Raw genomic sequence first — 17,203 nt, forward strand, 5'->3', positions numbered from 1 at the left:
GACATCACGGGTGATGGGAAGGCTGATCTGATCGTTCACGGTACGGATGGCAATGTCTCTGTTCGTAAGAACATGGGCACGTACTTCGACGGTGGTACGCATTGGAGTGCGGGTTGGGGCCGGTTCGTCACTGGTACCGATATGGGTCGTCTGTACTTCGCCGACATCACGGGTGATGGGAAGGCTGATCTGATCGTTCACGGTACGGATGGCAATGTCTCTGTTCGTAAGAACATGGGCACGTACTTCGACGGTGGTACTCACTGGAGTGCGGGTTGGGGCCGGTTCGTCACCGGTTCCGACATGGGGCGCCTCCGCTTCGGCGATTCCACCGGTGACGGCAAGGCCGACATGTTCGTCCACACGATCGCGGACGGCAAAGTCGCCGTTCGCAAGAACATGGGCACCTACTTCGACGGCGGCACCGTGATGATCACTCTCTGACGAGAGCGATCCCGTCGGCGCCGCGCTGGACAAACCGGTCCCGGCCGCTGCCGACACTGCTCCGGCCCAACTCCCAACCAGCACCGGCATCGTGAAGACGTGGTCCCGCGCGGACTGCGCGTTCCTACGGCATGCCACACCGGGTGCCCGGGACCACGTCTCCACGGAGCTCATCACCCCCGACGACACCGAAAACCTGGGAGCACGCCGCCGGGGGTGTGCGAACGCTCCCTCGCGACCGCACACCGTACGCCGGGCTGCCAGGCCCGGCACCACGACACCGCACCCCCGCCCACCCGCCGGACACACCGACGGCCTCTCGCGGCCACCACATGTCGGAGTGAAGGCGGTGGGCGCGAGCGCGGACCCGGAGCGACGCGAGCACAGGCTCGCCGAGCTCGGATCCGCCGAGCAGCACCCTCACCGGCGCCTCGGCTCCGTCTCAGCGGGGCCCGTCGAGCGCGTGAGCCACACGTCTCCCACCAAGGAAACCAAGGTCATGCGACACTTCAGAGACCATCGCCGCACCTCCTTCACCAGAGCGTTCACCACACGCGTCGCCGCACCACTCGTCGCCGGGCTGCTGGCGCTGAGCGTCACCCCCGCGAACGCCGTCTCCGGCACCGCCGCGGTCGACGGCACGCTCGCGTTCAGCGCCCGCCTTGACATCGGCGACGGCCAGAAGGGCTGCTCCGCCGCCCTGGTGGACCCGTACTGGCTGCTCACCGCCACGAGCTGCTTCGCCGACGACCCGGAGGCGAGCCTCGCCCTACCCAGCGGCGCGCCCAAGCTCAAAACCACCGCGACCATCGGCCGCACCGACCTCACGACCTCCGGCGGGGAGACCCGCACCGTCGTGGAACTCGTCGCACACCCGTCACGGGACGCCGTCCTGGCGCGGCTCAGTCGCCCCGTCACCACCGTCACGCCCGTGAGTCTGGCCGCCACCGCGGCCACGCCCGGCGAGAAGCTGACGGTGGCCGGTTATGGCCGCACCGCCACCGAATGGGCCCCGCTGCGTCTGCACAGCGGCACCTTCGCCGTCGACTCGGTCGCCGCGGAGACGGTCGCCACCACCGGCGAGAACGGCGCGAGCGTCTGCATGGGCGACACCGGCGGCCCTGCCGTGCGCCTGGCCGGCGGCAAGGCCGAGCTGGTCGCCGTCAGCAGCAGGTCCTGGCAGGGAGGCTGCTTCGGCATCGATCCCTCCGTGACCCGGACCGGCGCGGTCAGCACCCGGGTGGACGACCTGCGCTCCTGGGTCAGCTCCACGGTCGCCGTTCCCCCTGCGGCCGCGGCCGGTGTCTGGCGTGCTTACGGCAACACGAATCCGATCACCTCCAGCTCCAGCACGTGGCGCTGCGCCGCCAGCAAGACGATCGCCACCGGCGTGCTCGCGCAGGTCTGTGCGATCAGGTCGTCCAACGGAAGCGGCGTCCAGGCAGCGGTGATCGTGCGCAACAACCAAGCCGCCCTCTACGGCGCGGAAGCGCGTATGGATCTGTACACCGCATCCGGCACGCACCTGGGCGACTGGAAGTGCCCGTCCTCGGGGGTCGGAGCGAACTCCTGGTCGGTCTGCTTCGGAACAACCCTCGCGGAGAGCAGCCCGGTGAACTCGTTCGGAGCGCTCAACGGGACGTATCTCGGCCTGTCGTCGAATGCCTGAACCGAGGCCGAAGGCCAGGGGACGGTGATGTGGCAGAGCCCCCGGTTGTCGGCGGTGTCGGCCTCCGCGCGACACCGTCGACACGCCGGGGGCTCTGCCGGTTCCGCTTCCTTCCACGCTGTCGGGCCACTTCTCGCCTGGGGTGGCGGAACCCCTCGCCACGCCCGGACGCGAAGAGGCATAGCTGTACGAGACGTATCGCGTCCCAGGCGGTGTTCCTCGCATCGCCACTGATCTCGCCACCGCCGAACTCACTACGAACAGTCGACCGGTACCTTGCCCCCATGTGCATCTCGACAGGTGAGGCCGCGTTCTCCGGCACGATCGTGTACTGCGGGAGGCAGCACCATCCGGTGCACGGCCTGATCCATGTCCTGGGCTACCAGAACACCGCCGTCAATCTGGCGGACGGCCCGAACGCCATGCTGCTGCACGTGCCCACCACGCAGCTCACCCCGAGGCAGTTCCTCTCCGCCGGGCGCACCGGTGACGTGTTGCGCCGCATGGTCGACGCCGTCGAACCCGTCGCCGCCGGAGCCCACGACATCGCGTGGATGAGCGCGGAGCCCCAGCCCGTCCAGGTCTTCGAACATGACGTCTACACCGTGCTCCTGGCCACCGACCCCACCGCGGTCCCCACCGCGCTGCGACAGGTGCCGCCGCACCGCCGCCCGGACCTCGACCCGGACCTCCTGCGCTTCTACGCCGACCACTTTCCCGACCACACCATCGCCGTGTGCTGCTTCGACAACGCGGACGCGCAACGCGCCAAGCCCCTGCTGCTGTGGTACCCGCCGCTCGACCCCGACCGGTTGACCCTGCCGGCCCTGGACAGCCACACCGGAGCGGCACCGGACCTCGACGCCGCCGTGACCGTGGACCACTGGGTCCTGCTCTCCACCGACCAGGCCCCTGCCGGCTGGGGCGAACCCGTCCACTACCCCGGGAACATGCGCCACAGCCTGCGCGCCTTCCTTCCGACCACCGTTGTGGGCCGGTACTACGGCGAAGGGCAGGCCCTGCGCAACGGAGACTTCGCCATCAGCCACCGGAACCTCCTCGCCGGTGACCTCGACCGGATCGAGCGCCTGCAACCGACTCGCCCCTGACAGTCAGGACGACCCGGCGATCATCACGACCACCGACTAGGACAGGCACTGACCTAGTCGGCTCGTACGGTGAGTCGGCAGGACCGGCACCGACCCCGGGCGCTGCCCGAACCGGCTCTGGGCCCGAGCCGAGGCAGCCATGGCGAACCCCTGCCTCGCCTCGCCGACCGGGACCACCGGGCTGCACCGCCCCATCTGACGAAAGAGACCGCATGCCATCCGCCGACGAACTCATCGGCCGCGACACCGCTGACAGACTCCTGCGCGCCATCCGGACCGCCGCTCCCGACGCCGCCCTCACCGCACTGCGGACGGCACCACAGCAGCTCGCCCCCATGTCCCTGAGGGAACGCGCCGACCTGCTGCGGGACGCCCTGCTCACGGACGTACCCGGCGACTACACCGCACTGGCCCGGACGGTACGCGCCGCCCGCGACAACGCCCCCGACTTCACCGGATGGCTCGTCTGGCCCGTCACCAGCGCGCTGGCCGCCCGAGCCGTCCAGGAAGACAGCACCGCCGCCTTCGACGACGCGATGGCGCTGCTCGCCGACCTCACCGGGCGTCTCACCTCGGAGTTCGCCATTCGGACACTGCTGCGGCACGACCTCGACCGGGCCCTCGGCATCATCGGCGACTGGACCGGCTCGGCCGACCCCCACGTACGCAGGCTCGCCTCCGAAGGCACCCGTCCCTACCTTCCCTGGGCGGTACGGGTGCCGGAGATCCTGGCTCGCCCCGGAGCAACCGTGTCCGTCCTGGACGCCCTCCACGGAGACGAGAGCGAATACGTACGCCGCTCGGTAGCCAACCATCTCAACGACCTCAGCCGCGATCACGCCGATCTCGTCGTCGACACGGCCCGCCGCTGGCTGGACACTCCCGCCCCCTCCACGGAACAGCTCGTGCGCCACGGGCTGCGCACCCTCGTCAAGCGCGGACACCCCGGAGCGCTGGACCTGCTCGGCTTCGCCCCGGCGGCAGTCGAGGTCGACGGGCCTCATCTGGACCGGCTCACCGTCCCGTTCGGCGGCAGCGTCCGTTTCACCGCCGTGATCCGCAACACCGGTGACGCCCAGGCGCGGCTGGCGATCGACTACATCGTGCACCACCGCAAGGCCAACGGCAGCCAGAGCGGCAAGACCTTCAAACTCACCACCCGCGCCCTCGCACCAGGCGAACAGATGCAGGTGGCGCGTGAACACTCGTTCCGGCCGATCACCACCCGCCGCTACCACCCCGGACCGCACGCGATCTCCCTGCAGATCAACGGAGTCGAATCAGCCCGCGCCGACTTCGAACTGAGCGGCACGGACACGGTCTGACGCCGTGGCCCGGCAGGCCCCGCGGTCCGGCGAGCCGCGTGTTGTTCGCGTTCGGTGACTGGTGTCGAAGAGACAAGTCCTGAAAAATGTGGCGACGCAGCCGACCACTGCGACATGCGGGAAGAGCACAACGGGGAGGTGCGGCGATGCCGCGCAGAGAGCGTCCGTTGGACGCGGGGGAAGGTCCGTTACTGGAGCTGGCCGCGGGGCTGAGGCAACTGCGGCGGAAGGCGGGCAATCCGCCCTACCGGGAGTTGGCGGAGCAGGCGCACTACTCGATCTCGACCCTGTCCTCGGCGGCGTCCGGGCAGCGACTGCCCACGCTGGCGGTGACGTTGGCGTACGTGCGCGCCTGCGACGGGGACCTGGAGGAATGGGAGCGCCGCTGGCAGGAGGCCGCGGAGCGACTGGGAGAGGCGGACACCGATCCCGGGCCGGTGGAGGAGTCCGGCCGGACCTCGCCGTATGCGGGGCTGCGGTCGTTCCGGGAGCAGGACGCGGAGTGGTTCTTCGGCCGGGAGCGGCTCGTGGAGGACCTGGCCGAGCGGCTGCGGCGGCAGCGGTTCGTGGTGGTGATCGGGGCTTCCGGATCGGGCAAGTCCTCGCTGTTGCGGGCGGGACTGGTCCCGCGTCTGCGGACCGCGACGACGACGGTGGTCGTGACGCCGGGGCCGCGTCCCCTGGAGGAATGCGCCGTACGGCTGGGCGCGTTGGCAGGCCTCACGCCGGGCGGGGTGTACGAGGAGTTGCGCAAGGACCCGGCGAACCTGGGGCGGGTGGTGCGTCAGGTCGCCGCCCGCTCCGGAGCCGACGAAGGAGCCGAAGACAGGGCCGACGACAGAGCCGATGACAGAGCCGGCGACGGAGGCAGTGGCAGAAGCCGCGAGCGTGACGTGGTGCTGGTCGTCGACCAGTTCGAGGAGACCTTCACCCTGTGCCCGGACGACGCCGAGCGGGACCGCTTCATCGAGGCCCTGGTCACCGCCGCCCTGGACAAGGCCGGCCGGTGCCGCGTCGCCCTGGGGGTGCGCGCCGACTTCTACGCGCACTGCACGCACCACCCCCTGCTGGTGGAGGCGATGCGTGACGCGCAAGTGCCGGTCGGACCCATGAGCCTGGACGAACTGCGCCGGGCCGTGGTCAGGCCCGCCCAGCAGGCCGGATTGACCGTCGAGAGCGCGCTGTTGGCGTCGCTCACGGCGCAGGCGCACGGCCAGGCCGGAGTGCTGCCGCTGCTGTCGCACGCGCTGTTGCAGACCTGGCGGCGACGGCGGGGCAACGCGCTGACGCTGGCCGCGTTCGAGGCGGTGGGCGGCCTGGAGGGCGGGCTCGCGCGGACCGCCGAGGAGTTCTACCGGCAACTGGACCCGGGACAGCGCGAGTTGACCCGGCGTGTGTTCGTACGGCTGACCGCGCTGGGGGAGGGGACGGAGGACACTCGGCGTCCGGCGCGCCTGGCGGAGTTGGCAGGGCTTGCCGGGGCCGGTGACGGCAGCCTCGACGTCGTACTGGATCGTGCGGCCCGGGCGCGGTTGTTGACGCTGGACCACGAGCGGGTGGAGCTCGCCCACGAGGCGCTGATCCGGTGCTGGCCGAGGCTGCACGGATGGCTGTCCGAGGACCGGGAGGCCCTGCGGACCCTGCGTCAGCTCACGGGTGCGGCGCAGGCCTGGGAGGGGCTGCGCCGGGACCCCGGTGCGCTGTACCGGGGCACCGGCCTCGAACTGGCCGCCGGGCTCGACCGCGCGTCCCTGTCCGTGCTGGAGCGGGAGTTCCTGGACTCGAGCCTCGCCGCCCGGACGGCCGAACAGGCGGCGGTACGGCGGCGGGTGCGGTTCCGGCGTGGAGCGGTGGCGCTGCTGACCGCCCTGGTCGTCGTGGCGAGCACGACCGCGGTGTTCGCCGTGCGGGCACAGCGGGCGGCGGACCGGCAGCGGGACGCGGCCAGTTCGCAGAGAGCCGCGGAGAAGGCCACGGCGCTGCGGGCGTCCAACCCCGCGCTGTCCGCGCAGGTGGGTCTGGCCGCCTACCGGCTGTCGCCCACCCCCGAGGCCCGGGGCACCCTGCTCAGCACCTTCGCCACCGCGTACGCCACTCAGCTTCCCCACTGGGCGAGCACCGCTACGACGATGGCGTTCAGCGCCGACAGCCGCGTACTGGCCACCGGAGACAGCGACCGGACCGTGCGTCTGTGGCGCGTCTCGGACGCCCACCGGCCGTACGAGTCAGGGAGGTTGCCGCGTCTGCGCGGCCCTGTCCGCACGGTCGCCGTCAGCCCGGACGCCGGTCTCCTGGCCGCGGGCGACGAGCTCGGAGCGACCCAGGTGTGGGACATCGGCGAGACACGGCACCCGAGACTCGCCGCCCGCCTCCCCGTCGCCGCGGGCCCGGTCACAGGCCTGGGCTTCGCTCCCGACGGCCGAACCCTGACAGCGGTCTCCCGCGACAAGATCCGGCTGTGGCGGCTGTCGAATCCGCGCCGGCCACGTCTCCTGGCCACGGCCGACGTACCCGCCGCCGTGACCGCGGTGGCGTTCCGAGGGGACGGGCGCGCGCTGGCCACGAGCCACTCCGACCGTACGCTGCGCCTGTGGCAGGTGACCGAGTCGGGCCGACGGCTACGGCAGTTGCCGCCCGCGACCGGCCACGGCGGCGCGGTCGACGCCCTCGCGTTCGCCCCGGACGGCCGCACCCTGGCCACCGGCGGCACCGACTTCACGGTGCGGTTGTGGGACGTGGCCGGAGCACACCGACCGCGCGCGACGGGGGTGTTGTCCGGTCACACCGACTTGGTCGACACGGTGGGCTTCAGCCCCGACGGCCGCACCCTCGCCTCCGCGGGCGTCGACGGCACGGTACGCCGCTGGGAGTTGACCGGGCACGGCCCCGTCCGGGCGCCGGCCGTCCTCACGGGCCACACCGGACGGGTCGCGTCGCTGGTCTTCAGCCCGGACGGCCGCACCCTGGCCACCGGCAGCGAGGACCAGACCGTACGCCTGTGGGACCTGCCCGGACCGGCGATGACGGGCCACACCAGCTCGGTCTACTCCGTCGCCTTCAGCCCCGACGGCCGCACCCTGGCCACCGGCAGCTACGACCGCAGCGTGCGCCTGTGGAACATCACGGACGCGCGGCGCCCTCGTCAACTGGCCGAACTCACCGGGCACTCGGCCCCCGTCAACTCCGTGGTCTTCCGGCCGGACGGACACGTGCTGGCCAGTGGCAGTGCCGACGGGACCCTGCGACTGTGGGACGTCGAGTCCGCACACCCCACTCGCCAACCGCGTGTCGTGGCCGGTCGCGTCGGCCACATCAACTCGGTGGCGTTCAGCCCCGACGGGCGCACCCTGGCCACCGGTGGCGAGCAGGGCAGCGTACGGCTGTGGGACACGACCGATCCACGACGGCCGCCCCGCCCCCTGTCCACGATGCCGGGAAACCACCCCGTGGACTCCGTGGCGTTCGCCCCGGACGGCCGCACGCTGGCCGTGGCGGACAGGAACCGCAGGATCACCCTGTGGGACGTGGCCGAACCCCTGCATCCCGCCCGCGCGGCCGTGCTCGCCGGTCACACCGGCGCGGTGAAGTCGGTCGCGTTCAGCCCGGACGGCCGTACCCTGGCCAGTGCCGGCGAGGACCGCACCGTACGGCTGTGGGACCTCACCGATCCACAACGTCCCGTCGCACGCGACCGGTTGACCGGCTACACCGACGGCGTCATGTCCGTCGCCTTCGCCTCGGACCGGCGGACGCTGGCAGCCACGAGCTCCGACAACACCGTACGGCTGTACGGCCTGACCGAACGCGGGCGGGCCAGGGAGCTGGCCGTGCTGGCGGGGCACACCAAGCCCGTGGACGCCGTCGCCTTCAGCCCGGACGGCCGGACCCTGGCCACCGGCAGCGAGGACTGGACCGCGTTGCTGTGGGACCCGGCCGTCGGCCGCGTGGCCTCCCGGATCTGCCACACCGTCACTCCGAAGATCACGCACGCCGAATGGCACCAGTACTTCACACAGCAGAGATACCGCCCACCGTGCTGAGATTCGTGCACGAGCCCACTCGCAAGCCGCCGCCGGGTGAGCAAGTATTCGCTGGAAGACCGAGCCCGACGACTGGCAGGCTCGGTCCATGAGCCTCCAGCCGAAGGACGGACCCCACTTCGCCTGGCTGGGCGCGCCGAGCGACGCCCGGCCGCTGTTCGGGCCGGAGTTGGCGTCACTCCTCGCTCTGCTGCGCGGTCTGCGGCGCGAGGAGTGGAGCAGGGCCGCGGTCCCGGGCTGGACCGTCCACGACCTGGCCGCGCACATCCTCGGCGACTGCCACGGGCGACTCGGCTGGAGCACTAAGGGCCGTCAGCGCACCAGGGCGGCCGGAGAGACGCTGGAAGTGTTCATCCACCGGATCAACCAGGAGTGGGTGGAGCTCCACGCGGCCCACAGCCCCGCAGAGCTCATCGAGGCCCTGGAAGCGGCCGGAACCCAGGTCACCCGGCGATTCGAGAGCACGGACCTCGATGGGACGGGCCTCGGGGTGCCCTGGGCAGGGGCCGACCCGGCGCCCAACTGGCTCAACACAGCACGCGAGTTCACCGAGTACTGGACCCACCGCCAGCAGATCCGGCACGCCACCGGTCAGGACACGGACCCGGAACCGGTCGCTCTGTCCGTGGTCCTGGACACCTTCATGCGGGCGCTGCCTCACACCTTGTGCCACACACCCGCACCGGTCGGGACACAGGTCCAGGTGATCGTCGATGAGCCTTCTGACGCCACCTGGACCGTGACCGCCACCCCGGACCGCTGGTCGCTGGCCGAGGCGCCCGACGGCCGGCCCGCCGCATCCGTACGACTGGACTCGGAGACCACGTGGCGACTCTGCACGCGCGGCATCACCCCCGGCACCGCACTCGCCCGGGCCCGCATCAGCGGAGAGCGCCGGCTCGCCGAAGCGGCCTGCCAGATCGTGTCCATCGTCCACTGACGGGAAGGCCGTTCACTCATCAGGCGGTGAACGGCCTGTCGCGTGTCCGAGTCAGCGGAAGCAGGCCGAGACCCATCCCCGCACGAGAATCCGGTAGTTGAACACGTCGTGCCAGACATGGCTGACCCGGCCGTCCGAACAGGCCACCGAGGGGCCCGAGGTGGCCGCGTACCAGTAGACGCAGTCCCCGTTCTGGGCCGTACCGACCCACCGCCCGCCAGGTGTCTCACGCACGTTGACGTTGGTGCCCTTGATGACGCTGATCGGACCGCCCGGAGTGCAGGCCTGGGCGGATGCGGCCCGAGTCGGCGTCGGCGCGGCCGCCTCGGCGGAGGTCGCCGTGGCGCTCAGGATCAGCGCGCAGCCGAGTGCGGTCGCGGCGAAGTGGCGTAGGGACATGCTCAGTCCTTCGCCAGGCAGGAGACACAGGCGGCTTTGAAGCTGTACGCGTTGAACCCGATGTCGGGACTCTCGGAGTGCGCCAGTACCGCGTGGGACCGTCCGGTGCAGTTGCTGTTCGCGTAGAAGTACCCCTCCTGGCGGTGGTAGTGGGCGTACGACCGCACGGAGCCGACGTGCGAGGTCAGGTAACACCCTCCGGAGGCGAGATCACCGGAGTACGAGATGCCGCTGCCGCTGAAGTTGGCACCGGACCACCAGCAGTACGTACCCTGGTTGCAGGGCGCCGGAACCGGTGCGGCCGACGCCGCCGTCGACGGGGACGCGCCCAGCATCAGCAGGGCGGCCGCGGAGCCGGCGGCGAATGCCTTGGCGAGGTACGTGGAGACCGCGGGTAAAGCCATGTCGTTCCTCTTTCCGGGAGAATTCAGCAGAGTCGCGGGCGATGAAACTTTCCATCTCGTCGTTGCGCCACAGTTCGGGAATCCGCTGATGCGGCTGGACGCAACCCAGGAATCCGGTCAGGTTGTCGTTGTCGAACATCACGATGTACTTGCCGGAGGCGTTGTCGACGCTGCTGACCTCGTTGTCGCCGTTCCAGCCGTCGATGTCGTAGGGGCCGTACGCGACGACGTCCACGTACCGGCTCCCTCGTAGTTGCCGTCCTCCCACCGAGTTGCTCGTGAGCTGCTGGGCTCAAGAGGTAGCAGCTCGGGGTTGTTCGGCTTCGGGAAGCCGAACCCGAACAAACAACGCGCGGAAAACGGCTGTGTGTGGGTGGGTCTCAGGGGACCTTCACAGTTCGAACCGGGCGGTGTCTCGGAGGAGGTGGAAGTCGTCGGTTGCGTTCCCGGCGAAGTAGACGATGCCCCATACGGACGCGGCCGCCGCTCCCAGGATCAGGCCTGTCCCGGTCGGCCTCCGACACTTCGGCACCATGAGGAGCACTGCCGCGACCAGGGTCACCGCGGACGTCCCCACGACGTACCAGCCGACCCCGCCCCGCGCCTCTGCGCCGAACAGTGAAGACGGTTCCCTGAGCCGCAGCAGCCCTTGGACCATCAGCGCGGACGCGAGGAGGGCCAGCACTCCCGCCAGGCCCCGCAGGCCGAAGGCGTACAAGCCTGTCCTGGTCCGCTGGACGAGGATGTGGGCGACGGACAGGAAGCACGCCGTACCGAGTTGGAAGCCCAGTTGGAGGCTCTCCTGCAACAAGGCGGCGACAGTTGGCTGTTCGGGGGTGCCGCTTCGAGGTTCTGGGAGGTCCTTCTCCGGCGCCGCGGGTGGGCTCGGGGCGGGTGCCTCCACGACCTGCTCACCGGGTGCCGCGGTGTCGGCGGTCACGTCTTGCTCCGAAGGCTCCCTGCCCAGCAGGGTCCTCGCCGCGGCGGACACCTTACGGCTGTCGTCCCCGGCCAGCCGTTCGAGCTGGTCTCCCACCTTGGCCCGCACCATCTCGTTGCCGACCCGACGCAGATGGGCGAGGCCGTCCAGGGCCGACAACCGGTCGTCGGGGACGTGACTGCTCAGGGCGTTGCCGAGGTAGGTGGGGAGGGACCAGTGGACGTTGCGGGCGATGACGATACGTCCCTCGACGTCGTCGAGCCGCTTGGGCCGCTGCTGCGGCATCTCGTCGACCACGCGGTCGTGGACGTACCGGTAGAGCTCGTCGAGCGTGATGTCACCGTCGCCGTCCAGGTCGGCGGTACCCTCGCGCAGGCCGTTGATCAGGTGACGAGTGAAGACCGACTGGACGGCAGTACCGCTGAGCCGGTCGCCCTCGTAGGAGTACTGCATGGCGTCGGACGCGGTCAGGACCGTACGTCCCCGGCCCTGGAAGCGTTCGAGCGTGTGCATCTGCGGGTCCGACTTGGTGAGGCGGGCCGCCGGGAACGCGCCGCTGTAGCAGCAGTCGAGAATCAGGATCTTGCGCCGCGATTCGCTGCCGCTCATGGCCTGGTCGACCTGCTCGGCGGGCCGCGAGGTGAACAGGAGGCTGCCGCGGCGGGTGTTGCGCATGGCCAGGTACAGCCGACCGTCCTCGTCCTTGAGACCGTGGCCCGTGAAGTACAGCAGCACGAGATCGTCGCTGCGACGGCCGTCGAACAGGTCACCTACCGCTTCGCCGACGCGGTAGTGCGGTTCGTTGACGAGGAGGGTGACGTCGAAGCCGGCGACCGCGGGGTCACGCAGGACGTCGGCGAGCGCCTCGGCGTCGTGGGCGGGGGAGTTCAGGCGGCCGAGCCCTGGATCGTCGTGCTCGTACGTGGCGACCAACAGGGCGAGACGGCGGCTCATGACGGATCGGGTCCGCTGTGCCGTCGGATGAACGCCTGTACCAGGGCGGCGCGTTCGGAGTCGTCGGCATGTTCCAGTTCCAGGCTGTCCTCACCGATGCTGACCACGACGCGATCACGTGCGGCGCGCCGCCGCAGCCAGTCGCGCAGGGTGTCGACCAGCGCCGTGAGGACCCCGCCCGAGGCGCTGAGGGCCACCACGATCGCCCCGATGGTCACAGCATCACCCATCGCACCGGGGGGCGGAGGGGGCGAGGGCGTGGCGTCCAGCCGGACGTCGTGGAGTTCTCCCAGCTCCCGGCGCAGAGCGCGGGTCAGGCGATCCGCCGTCTCCGGGTCACCACCATCCGGGACGATGCGCAGTCCGACAGCCAACTCGGGTTTCTGCTGACTGCGTTCGCTTGCTCTGTCCATCGGGCCAGACGCGTTCATGAGCACCCCCGTTGCCTCTTCACAGTGTGGCGCCCAGGCAGGTGCCGCGGCAGCCCTTTGCCTCACCTGTGAACTCTGCTTGACGTCTTGGGGGAACTGGTGGGCGGGTGTCGGCCGGGGCGGACCAGCCTCCCGACGTCGGTGTCGAGGGAGCGGGGTTGGTCTCTGAGTGGGGTGCGTACGCACGTCGGCGAATCGATCGGCGCGAAGCGCGTAACTCGTGTACCTCGCCTGCCGATTGGGTGACTCTCCAGCCCGCGGAATGACAGGTCGAGGAGGCCACGTGGGCGGGGAAAACGCAACTTCGACAGGGAGCGCGGAGGTGGTTACCTTCACCTGGTCATCGGCGACTGCCCACGACCGTTGGTTTGTTCGAGCCGAGCCGCCGCCACGGGAGGACTCCGTCCTTCGGGGCCACACCAGGCACCCCAATGACACAAAGACTAGGGAGACGCATGCCTCACCTCGCCCTGTACACATTCGGCGTCCTGAAGGCGCCGCTGGCTGATCCCGCGCCGCTGACGCGCGAGTTCCACGACAGCGCTGAGGACATCTACCGTGAGATCAGCCAACACCCCGGTTACCTCGCTCATGCCGAGGCGGCGGAGGGCGATCAGGGCACGCACTTCGACGTGGACTGGGGTGCGTGGGGCGAGTTCGCCGTACCGGGGTGGTACGGCAAGGGCCGTACGGTGGAAACCATCGCCTTGGCCGCGACCCTCTCACTCTGGACCGAGCTGCGCCCCGCCTTCGACGCCATCTACACCGCTCTCCACCGTGAGGCGCTGAACCGGCGTTACGACTGGTTCGAGAGGACTGGACACCCGAGTCATGTGTGCTGGTGGGTCTCCGAGGGCGTCATCCCCACCTGGCGGGACGGGGTGGCCAGGATGGAGCACCTCCACGAACACGGCTCCGCGCCGCAGGCGTTCACCTTCCAGCACGCGTTCGCCCCGGAGGGAACACGGACCGGGATCAAGGGCGTGGGGTCGGAGAGGGATCAGGTTCGCTGACCAGGAAGCCTGGACGACTTGCTTCGCGTTGGAACTACGCCTTCTGGCTCCAGAACGAGCTCACTGTCATCGGTGACAGCCGCAGCGCGCGACCAATGGCTCAGCGAAAAACCAGTGCCCGTGGTCCTTCACGAGCTCGAGTACTACGAGGAGATCGCCCGCCGAACCGAGACCGCCAACCCGCCAGGACTCGCCGACGCCTTCACGGCGTGGGCCCGCAGTAGCTGAGGTAGGTCGACAGGTTCACACCTGAAACCACCCCTCCGGATGTATCAACGTGACGCGACCGGGGACCACATGCCGAGCCACTGCTCAGCGCCCCAGGCCTCGAACCGCTCGATCTCGGTGAACCCGAGCTTCGCCGCGAGGCGCATCGAGCTGACGTTGGCGGACTGAGTGGTGAGTACGACTGGCTCGCCGGGAAGTGCGCTGGCGAGCCAGTCGAGTGCTGCCGCGCACGCCTCGGCGGCATAGCCGTGTCCCCAGGCCCGCGGCAGGAACAGGTAGCCGAGATCGGCCTTGCCGGCGGCAGCGGGACGACGGTGCCCTGTTGCCCTCCTGAGAAGGATGTGGCCGATCATGGACCCGTCGAGGTCAACGACAAAACTCCCGGGCCATTGCTCCGGCACCTCGGGTATCTCCCGCTCAAGTTCGTCAAGCGGGCGGGGACCCCCGAGGTACGTGTGCACCTCCGGCGATGCCAACAGCTCGATGAACACCGCGCGGTCCCGGGCCTCGGGTTCCCGCAGCACGAGCCTCTCGGTGCTGATCGGGGGAGGCGGCCAGGCAACGGATCCAAGATCAGTCATGCGGGGCAAGCTATCGCAGCGCGCTCGCCTCAGACGCTCGGAAACCGATGCTGGGCAGCTCGTCTTCCGGGATGCTCGGATTCATGGACAGCTACGAGGGGCCCGCGACGCTTGAGTGGTGGGCCAACCGATCGACGCGCTTGTACAGGCTCAATGTGCGAGTCGCAGTCCGTGTCGCCGGTGAGGACTGGACGTGCGACGCGGTCCCGGAACCTCCCCTGACGGAGGAGGACCGGGAGGGCTTCGACTTCCTGATGGAACTCGATCCGCTCTTCACCCTGCACCTCGACGAGAAGAGCACGTTGCTCGTCAACGTCGGCACAGTGGGAGAGGACGGACGGCTCCTCCTCAGCCCTTGCCAAGGAGAGGGCTTCCGTCGTGCCTCACCGGCCTCCGGCGCCAGAGCATCTTGATCAGCGCGGCCGGCAAGGAACACGTCGGTAGCTGAGTCCATCCGTTCATCGGCATCGGCATCGGCGCCAGCAGCGCAGGGAGGCCCAGGGTGGATTGAGCCGTGACGCTTGGCGATCCTTAGGCCTAAGGTGTGCCGGTGATCTTCAAAAGGAAGCAGAAAGCCTCGGATCTCGGCGACGTCGTGTCCGAGTTGGAGCAGGCCGTCGGCGCTCGTGACGGTGCACGTACCGAGCGGGCCTTCGGTGCCGCGTTGAAGAGGCTGCAGAAGGCGCCCCACGCCGAACTCGTTCTTGCCGGGCCCCGGCTGGCTGCGCTGCTGCCCGCGTTCCCGCCCATCGGCCCGCGCCCGCTTCTGGCCTCGGCTGCCGGCTTCTGCGTCGAGAGCGGTGCAGATCCGGTGGCCTGCGCCGAACCCATCCTCGAGGCCGTCCACCGAGACCTGCTCGACGCTCTGGAGTTCGCCCGCCGCTGGACCGCCGCCGGTGGAGCCGAGGACGAACTTCCGGAGCCCGACGAGAAGATCATCGACGATGCGCTGCTGGCCCGCCTGGGCGGGGACGCGCACGAGGCCACGCAGTTGGCGCTGGCCTGGTGTTCGGCAGAGGAATGGCAGCCGCCCGCGCTCGCCGTACTGTGCCGCAGCGCAGAGGTACGCCGACGGCACGCGTCGACGCTCCTCCCCGCTGCCCGTGAACTGGAGGCACTGCATCAGCACGACCTGAAATGCCTGACCTACGCGCTGGCCATCCTGGACGAAGAGCCTCTCATCGTGCTGCACCGGCCCACCGGGAAAGGGTTCGAGGTACGCATCGGCGGCATCGGGGACAACTTCCAGTTGCACACGCTGCTCGCTCACGTCCTCGTCGGCGGCGGCCATGTACCCGGCACCGCGCCCTCGGCGGAGTGCGTCCGCCTGGCCACTGACCCCGCGCCGGCCCGAGGACGTACGGAGGCCGTCGCGACGGGCGCCTTCGAACTCCTCGCCCCGGACGGCGAACGGATCTGGAACGAAGGACTGCCCGACGACATCCCCGTGGTCGAGGGACACCGCCTGCTCGTGCTGGACGAGCCGACCTACCGGCGCAGTTGGTCCGCCGACCGGTTCTTCCCCCATCTCCCGGGTGAGGCCGAGCTGACCCGCGTACTGTCCGCCGACGAAACGCGGACCTGGTTCGCCCGCACGTCATCGGGTAACGGGGCCTGACCAGCTTGCGGCTCGTAACCCCCGCCCTCGCCGTTGGCAGGGACAGAAACAGAGCTGATCTCAACCCTCAGCCCGACCCCGACCCCGCCACCAGCGCCTCGCCGAGCGGAGTGCGTCGGTAGAGCACCGACCGTCCCGAGCGGGCGCGGACGAGCAGTCCCGCGTCCCGCAGGATGGCGAGGTGGTCCCCGACCGCGCCGGGCGCCATGGCGAGGCTTCGGGCGAGGTGGCTGGTACTGGCCGGGGCGTCCAGCGCGAACAGCAGCCGGGCTCGGGCACGGCCGACCAGCGCGGTCAGGGCGTCCGGTCGCGGGGCGGTCTCCTGCTCGCCCCACAGGGCGGCGGTGCCGCGGGCAGGGTAGACCAGGGTTCTGGGCCAGGGGTCTTCAAGGTGGGCGGCGATGTCAGCGACGAAGACCGAAGGAATCAGCAGCAGCCCGTCGCCGGCGAGCTGGACGCTTCCCGCGGGGGGAAAGGAGCCGATCTCGATCCCGCCCGCGCGCCAGTCGATGCTCGGATGCAGGCTCTCGACGGCCGTGGCCCATCCGTGTTCGCCGATCACCCCCACCCGGTGCACGACATCGCGCTCGCAGATCGCGCGCAGTTGCGGCCAGTCCGTCGCGAGCAGGCCCTGCCACGCCCGGTCCATCGCCTCCGCGATCCTGGAGACGGCGTCCGTGGAGTCCAGCACCGCGCGTACGCGGGGATCACGGGCGGCCCGGCCGGTCGCGGGTGTGGCGAATTCCTGACGGGCTGCCTCCAACGGGGTTGCTCGGATCGTGGCCAGGTCGTCCGCCCAGGTCTGTGTGAGACCGCGCGGGGGCGGGGCTACGAAGTCCGGTCCGGACTGCGGGGTGTGCAGGGCGAGGACGGCGTCCAGTTCCGTCTCTCGGCGAAGCCGTTCAAAGGTCGGCAGCAGCCGGGCGGCCCAGGCGCGCGGCAGCGGCCGGTTCTGGCCGGCGAGCGAGCGCAGGAGCAGGCAGAGGTCCATCGCGGGCGACAGAGCGAAGCGGCTGCGCAGCAGGTCATCGACGGAGACTTCGAAGCGGAGCACCCGGCGATGCTATCGCCGATCACCCCTTGGATTCGTCCAGCGACGAATCATTGG

Annotated in this window: 15 protein-coding genes; 9 read left to right on the forward strand and 6 right to left on the reverse strand. The window is 70.1% G+C overall.

The genetic code is table 11. The features are described 5' to 3' along the window. The 6 genes from ACZ66S_RS35475 to ACZ66S_RS35500 form a co-directional block, all read left to right on the forward strand. On the forward strand, positions 1–444 hold a 444-nt coding region (locus tag ACZ66S_RS35475), incomplete at its 5' end, for an FG-GAP repeat domain-containing protein (protein ID WP_469905674.1). Positions 445–943: 499 nt separating this feature from the next. Then, positions 944–2,113 (forward strand): S1 family peptidase, encoded by a 1,170-nt coding sequence (locus ACZ66S_RS35480; protein ID WP_469905675.1) that lies wholly within the window; start codon positions 944–946, stop codon positions 2,111–2,113. Between the two features lie 284 nt (positions 2,114–2,397). Then, positions 2,398–3,222, forward strand: coding sequence for a hypothetical protein (locus ACZ66S_RS35485; protein ID WP_469905676.1), 825 nt, complete (start codon positions 2,398–2,400; stop codon positions 3,220–3,222). A gap of 212 nt (positions 3,223–3,434) precedes the next feature. Continuing rightward, positions 3,435–4,547, forward strand: coding sequence for a DNA alkylation repair protein (locus ACZ66S_RS35490; RefSeq protein ID WP_469905677.1), 1,113 nt, complete (start codon positions 3,435–3,437; stop codon positions 4,545–4,547). 146 nt (positions 4,548–4,693) lie between these two features. Then, positions 4,694–8,587, forward strand: coding sequence for an nSTAND1 domain-containing NTPase (locus ACZ66S_RS35495; protein WP_469905678.1), 3,894 nt, complete (start codon positions 4,694–4,696; stop codon positions 8,585–8,587). 88 nt (positions 8,588–8,675) lie between these two features. Then, the gene (locus tag ACZ66S_RS35500) at positions 8,676–9,527 is read left to right on the forward strand and encodes a maleylpyruvate isomerase family mycothiol-dependent enzyme (protein WP_469905679.1); all 852 of its coding nucleotides are present in this window, start codon (positions 8,676–8,678) and stop codon (positions 9,525–9,527) included. Positions 9,528–9,578: 51 nt separating this feature from the next. Here the strand turns inward: ACZ66S_RS35500 and ACZ66S_RS35505 are convergent, their stop codons facing one another. The 4 genes from ACZ66S_RS35505 to ACZ66S_RS35520 form a co-directional block, all read right to left on the reverse strand. Then, positions 9,579–9,926, reverse strand: coding sequence for a hypothetical protein (locus ACZ66S_RS35505; protein ID WP_469905680.1), 348 nt, complete (start codon positions 9,924–9,926; stop codon positions 9,579–9,581). A 2-nt stretch (positions 9,927–9,928) separates the two neighbouring features. Next, positions 9,929–10,330, reverse strand: a complete 402-nt coding sequence (locus tag ACZ66S_RS35510; protein ID WP_469905681.1) for a peptidase inhibitor family I36 protein — start codon at positions 10,328–10,330, stop codon at positions 9,929–9,931. A 391-nt stretch (positions 10,331–10,721) separates the two neighbouring features. After that, entirely contained in the window at positions 10,722–12,224 is a 1,503-nt protein-coding gene (locus ACZ66S_RS35515) for a caspase family protein (RefSeq protein ID WP_469905682.1), read from the reverse strand. Further along, positions 12,221–12,655 (reverse strand): effector-associated constant component EACC1, encoded by a 435-nt coding sequence (locus ACZ66S_RS35520; protein WP_469905799.1) that lies wholly within the window; start codon positions 12,653–12,655, stop codon positions 12,221–12,223. Before ACZ66S_RS35520 ends, ACZ66S_RS35515 begins: the two co-directional genes overlap by 4 nt. A gap of 455 nt (positions 12,656–13,110) precedes the next feature. Here ACZ66S_RS35520 and ACZ66S_RS35525 point away from each other — a divergent pair, with 455 nt between their 5' ends. After that, positions 13,111–13,668 (forward strand): DUF3291 domain-containing protein, encoded by a 558-nt coding sequence (locus tag ACZ66S_RS35525; protein ID WP_469905683.1) that lies wholly within the window; start codon positions 13,111–13,113, stop codon positions 13,666–13,668. Positions 13,669–13,940: 272 nt separating this feature from the next. Here ACZ66S_RS35525 and ACZ66S_RS35530 read toward each other — a convergent pair whose 3' ends face one another. Further along, positions 13,941–14,477, reverse strand: coding sequence for a GNAT family N-acetyltransferase (locus ACZ66S_RS35530; protein WP_469905684.1), 537 nt, complete (start codon positions 14,475–14,477; stop codon positions 13,941–13,943). An 83-nt stretch (positions 14,478–14,560) separates the two neighbouring features. On the opposite strand from ACZ66S_RS35530, the gene ACZ66S_RS35535 reads away from it, so the two are divergent. Continuing rightward, on the forward strand, positions 14,561–14,890 hold the full coding sequence (locus ACZ66S_RS35535; protein ID WP_469905685.1) for a hypothetical protein: 330 nt from the start codon (positions 14,561–14,563) through the stop codon (positions 14,888–14,890). A gap of 137 nt (positions 14,891–15,027) precedes the next feature. Continuing rightward, positions 15,028–16,095 carry a hypothetical protein gene (locus ACZ66S_RS35540; protein WP_469905686.1) on the forward strand — a complete coding sequence of 356 codons (1,068 nt, stop codon included), beginning with the start codon at positions 15,028–15,030 and terminating at the stop codon, positions 16,093–16,095. A gap of 67 nt (positions 16,096–16,162) precedes the next feature. On the opposite strand, the gene ACZ66S_RS35545 is transcribed toward ACZ66S_RS35540, so the two are convergent. Further along, positions 16,163–17,149, reverse strand: coding sequence for an ArsR/SmtB family transcription factor (locus ACZ66S_RS35545; RefSeq protein ID WP_469905687.1), 987 nt, complete (start codon positions 17,147–17,149; stop codon positions 16,163–16,165). Positions 17,150–17,203 lie beyond the last annotated feature (54 nt).

Source organism: Streptomyces sp. NPDC107471 (assembly GCF_055582845.1).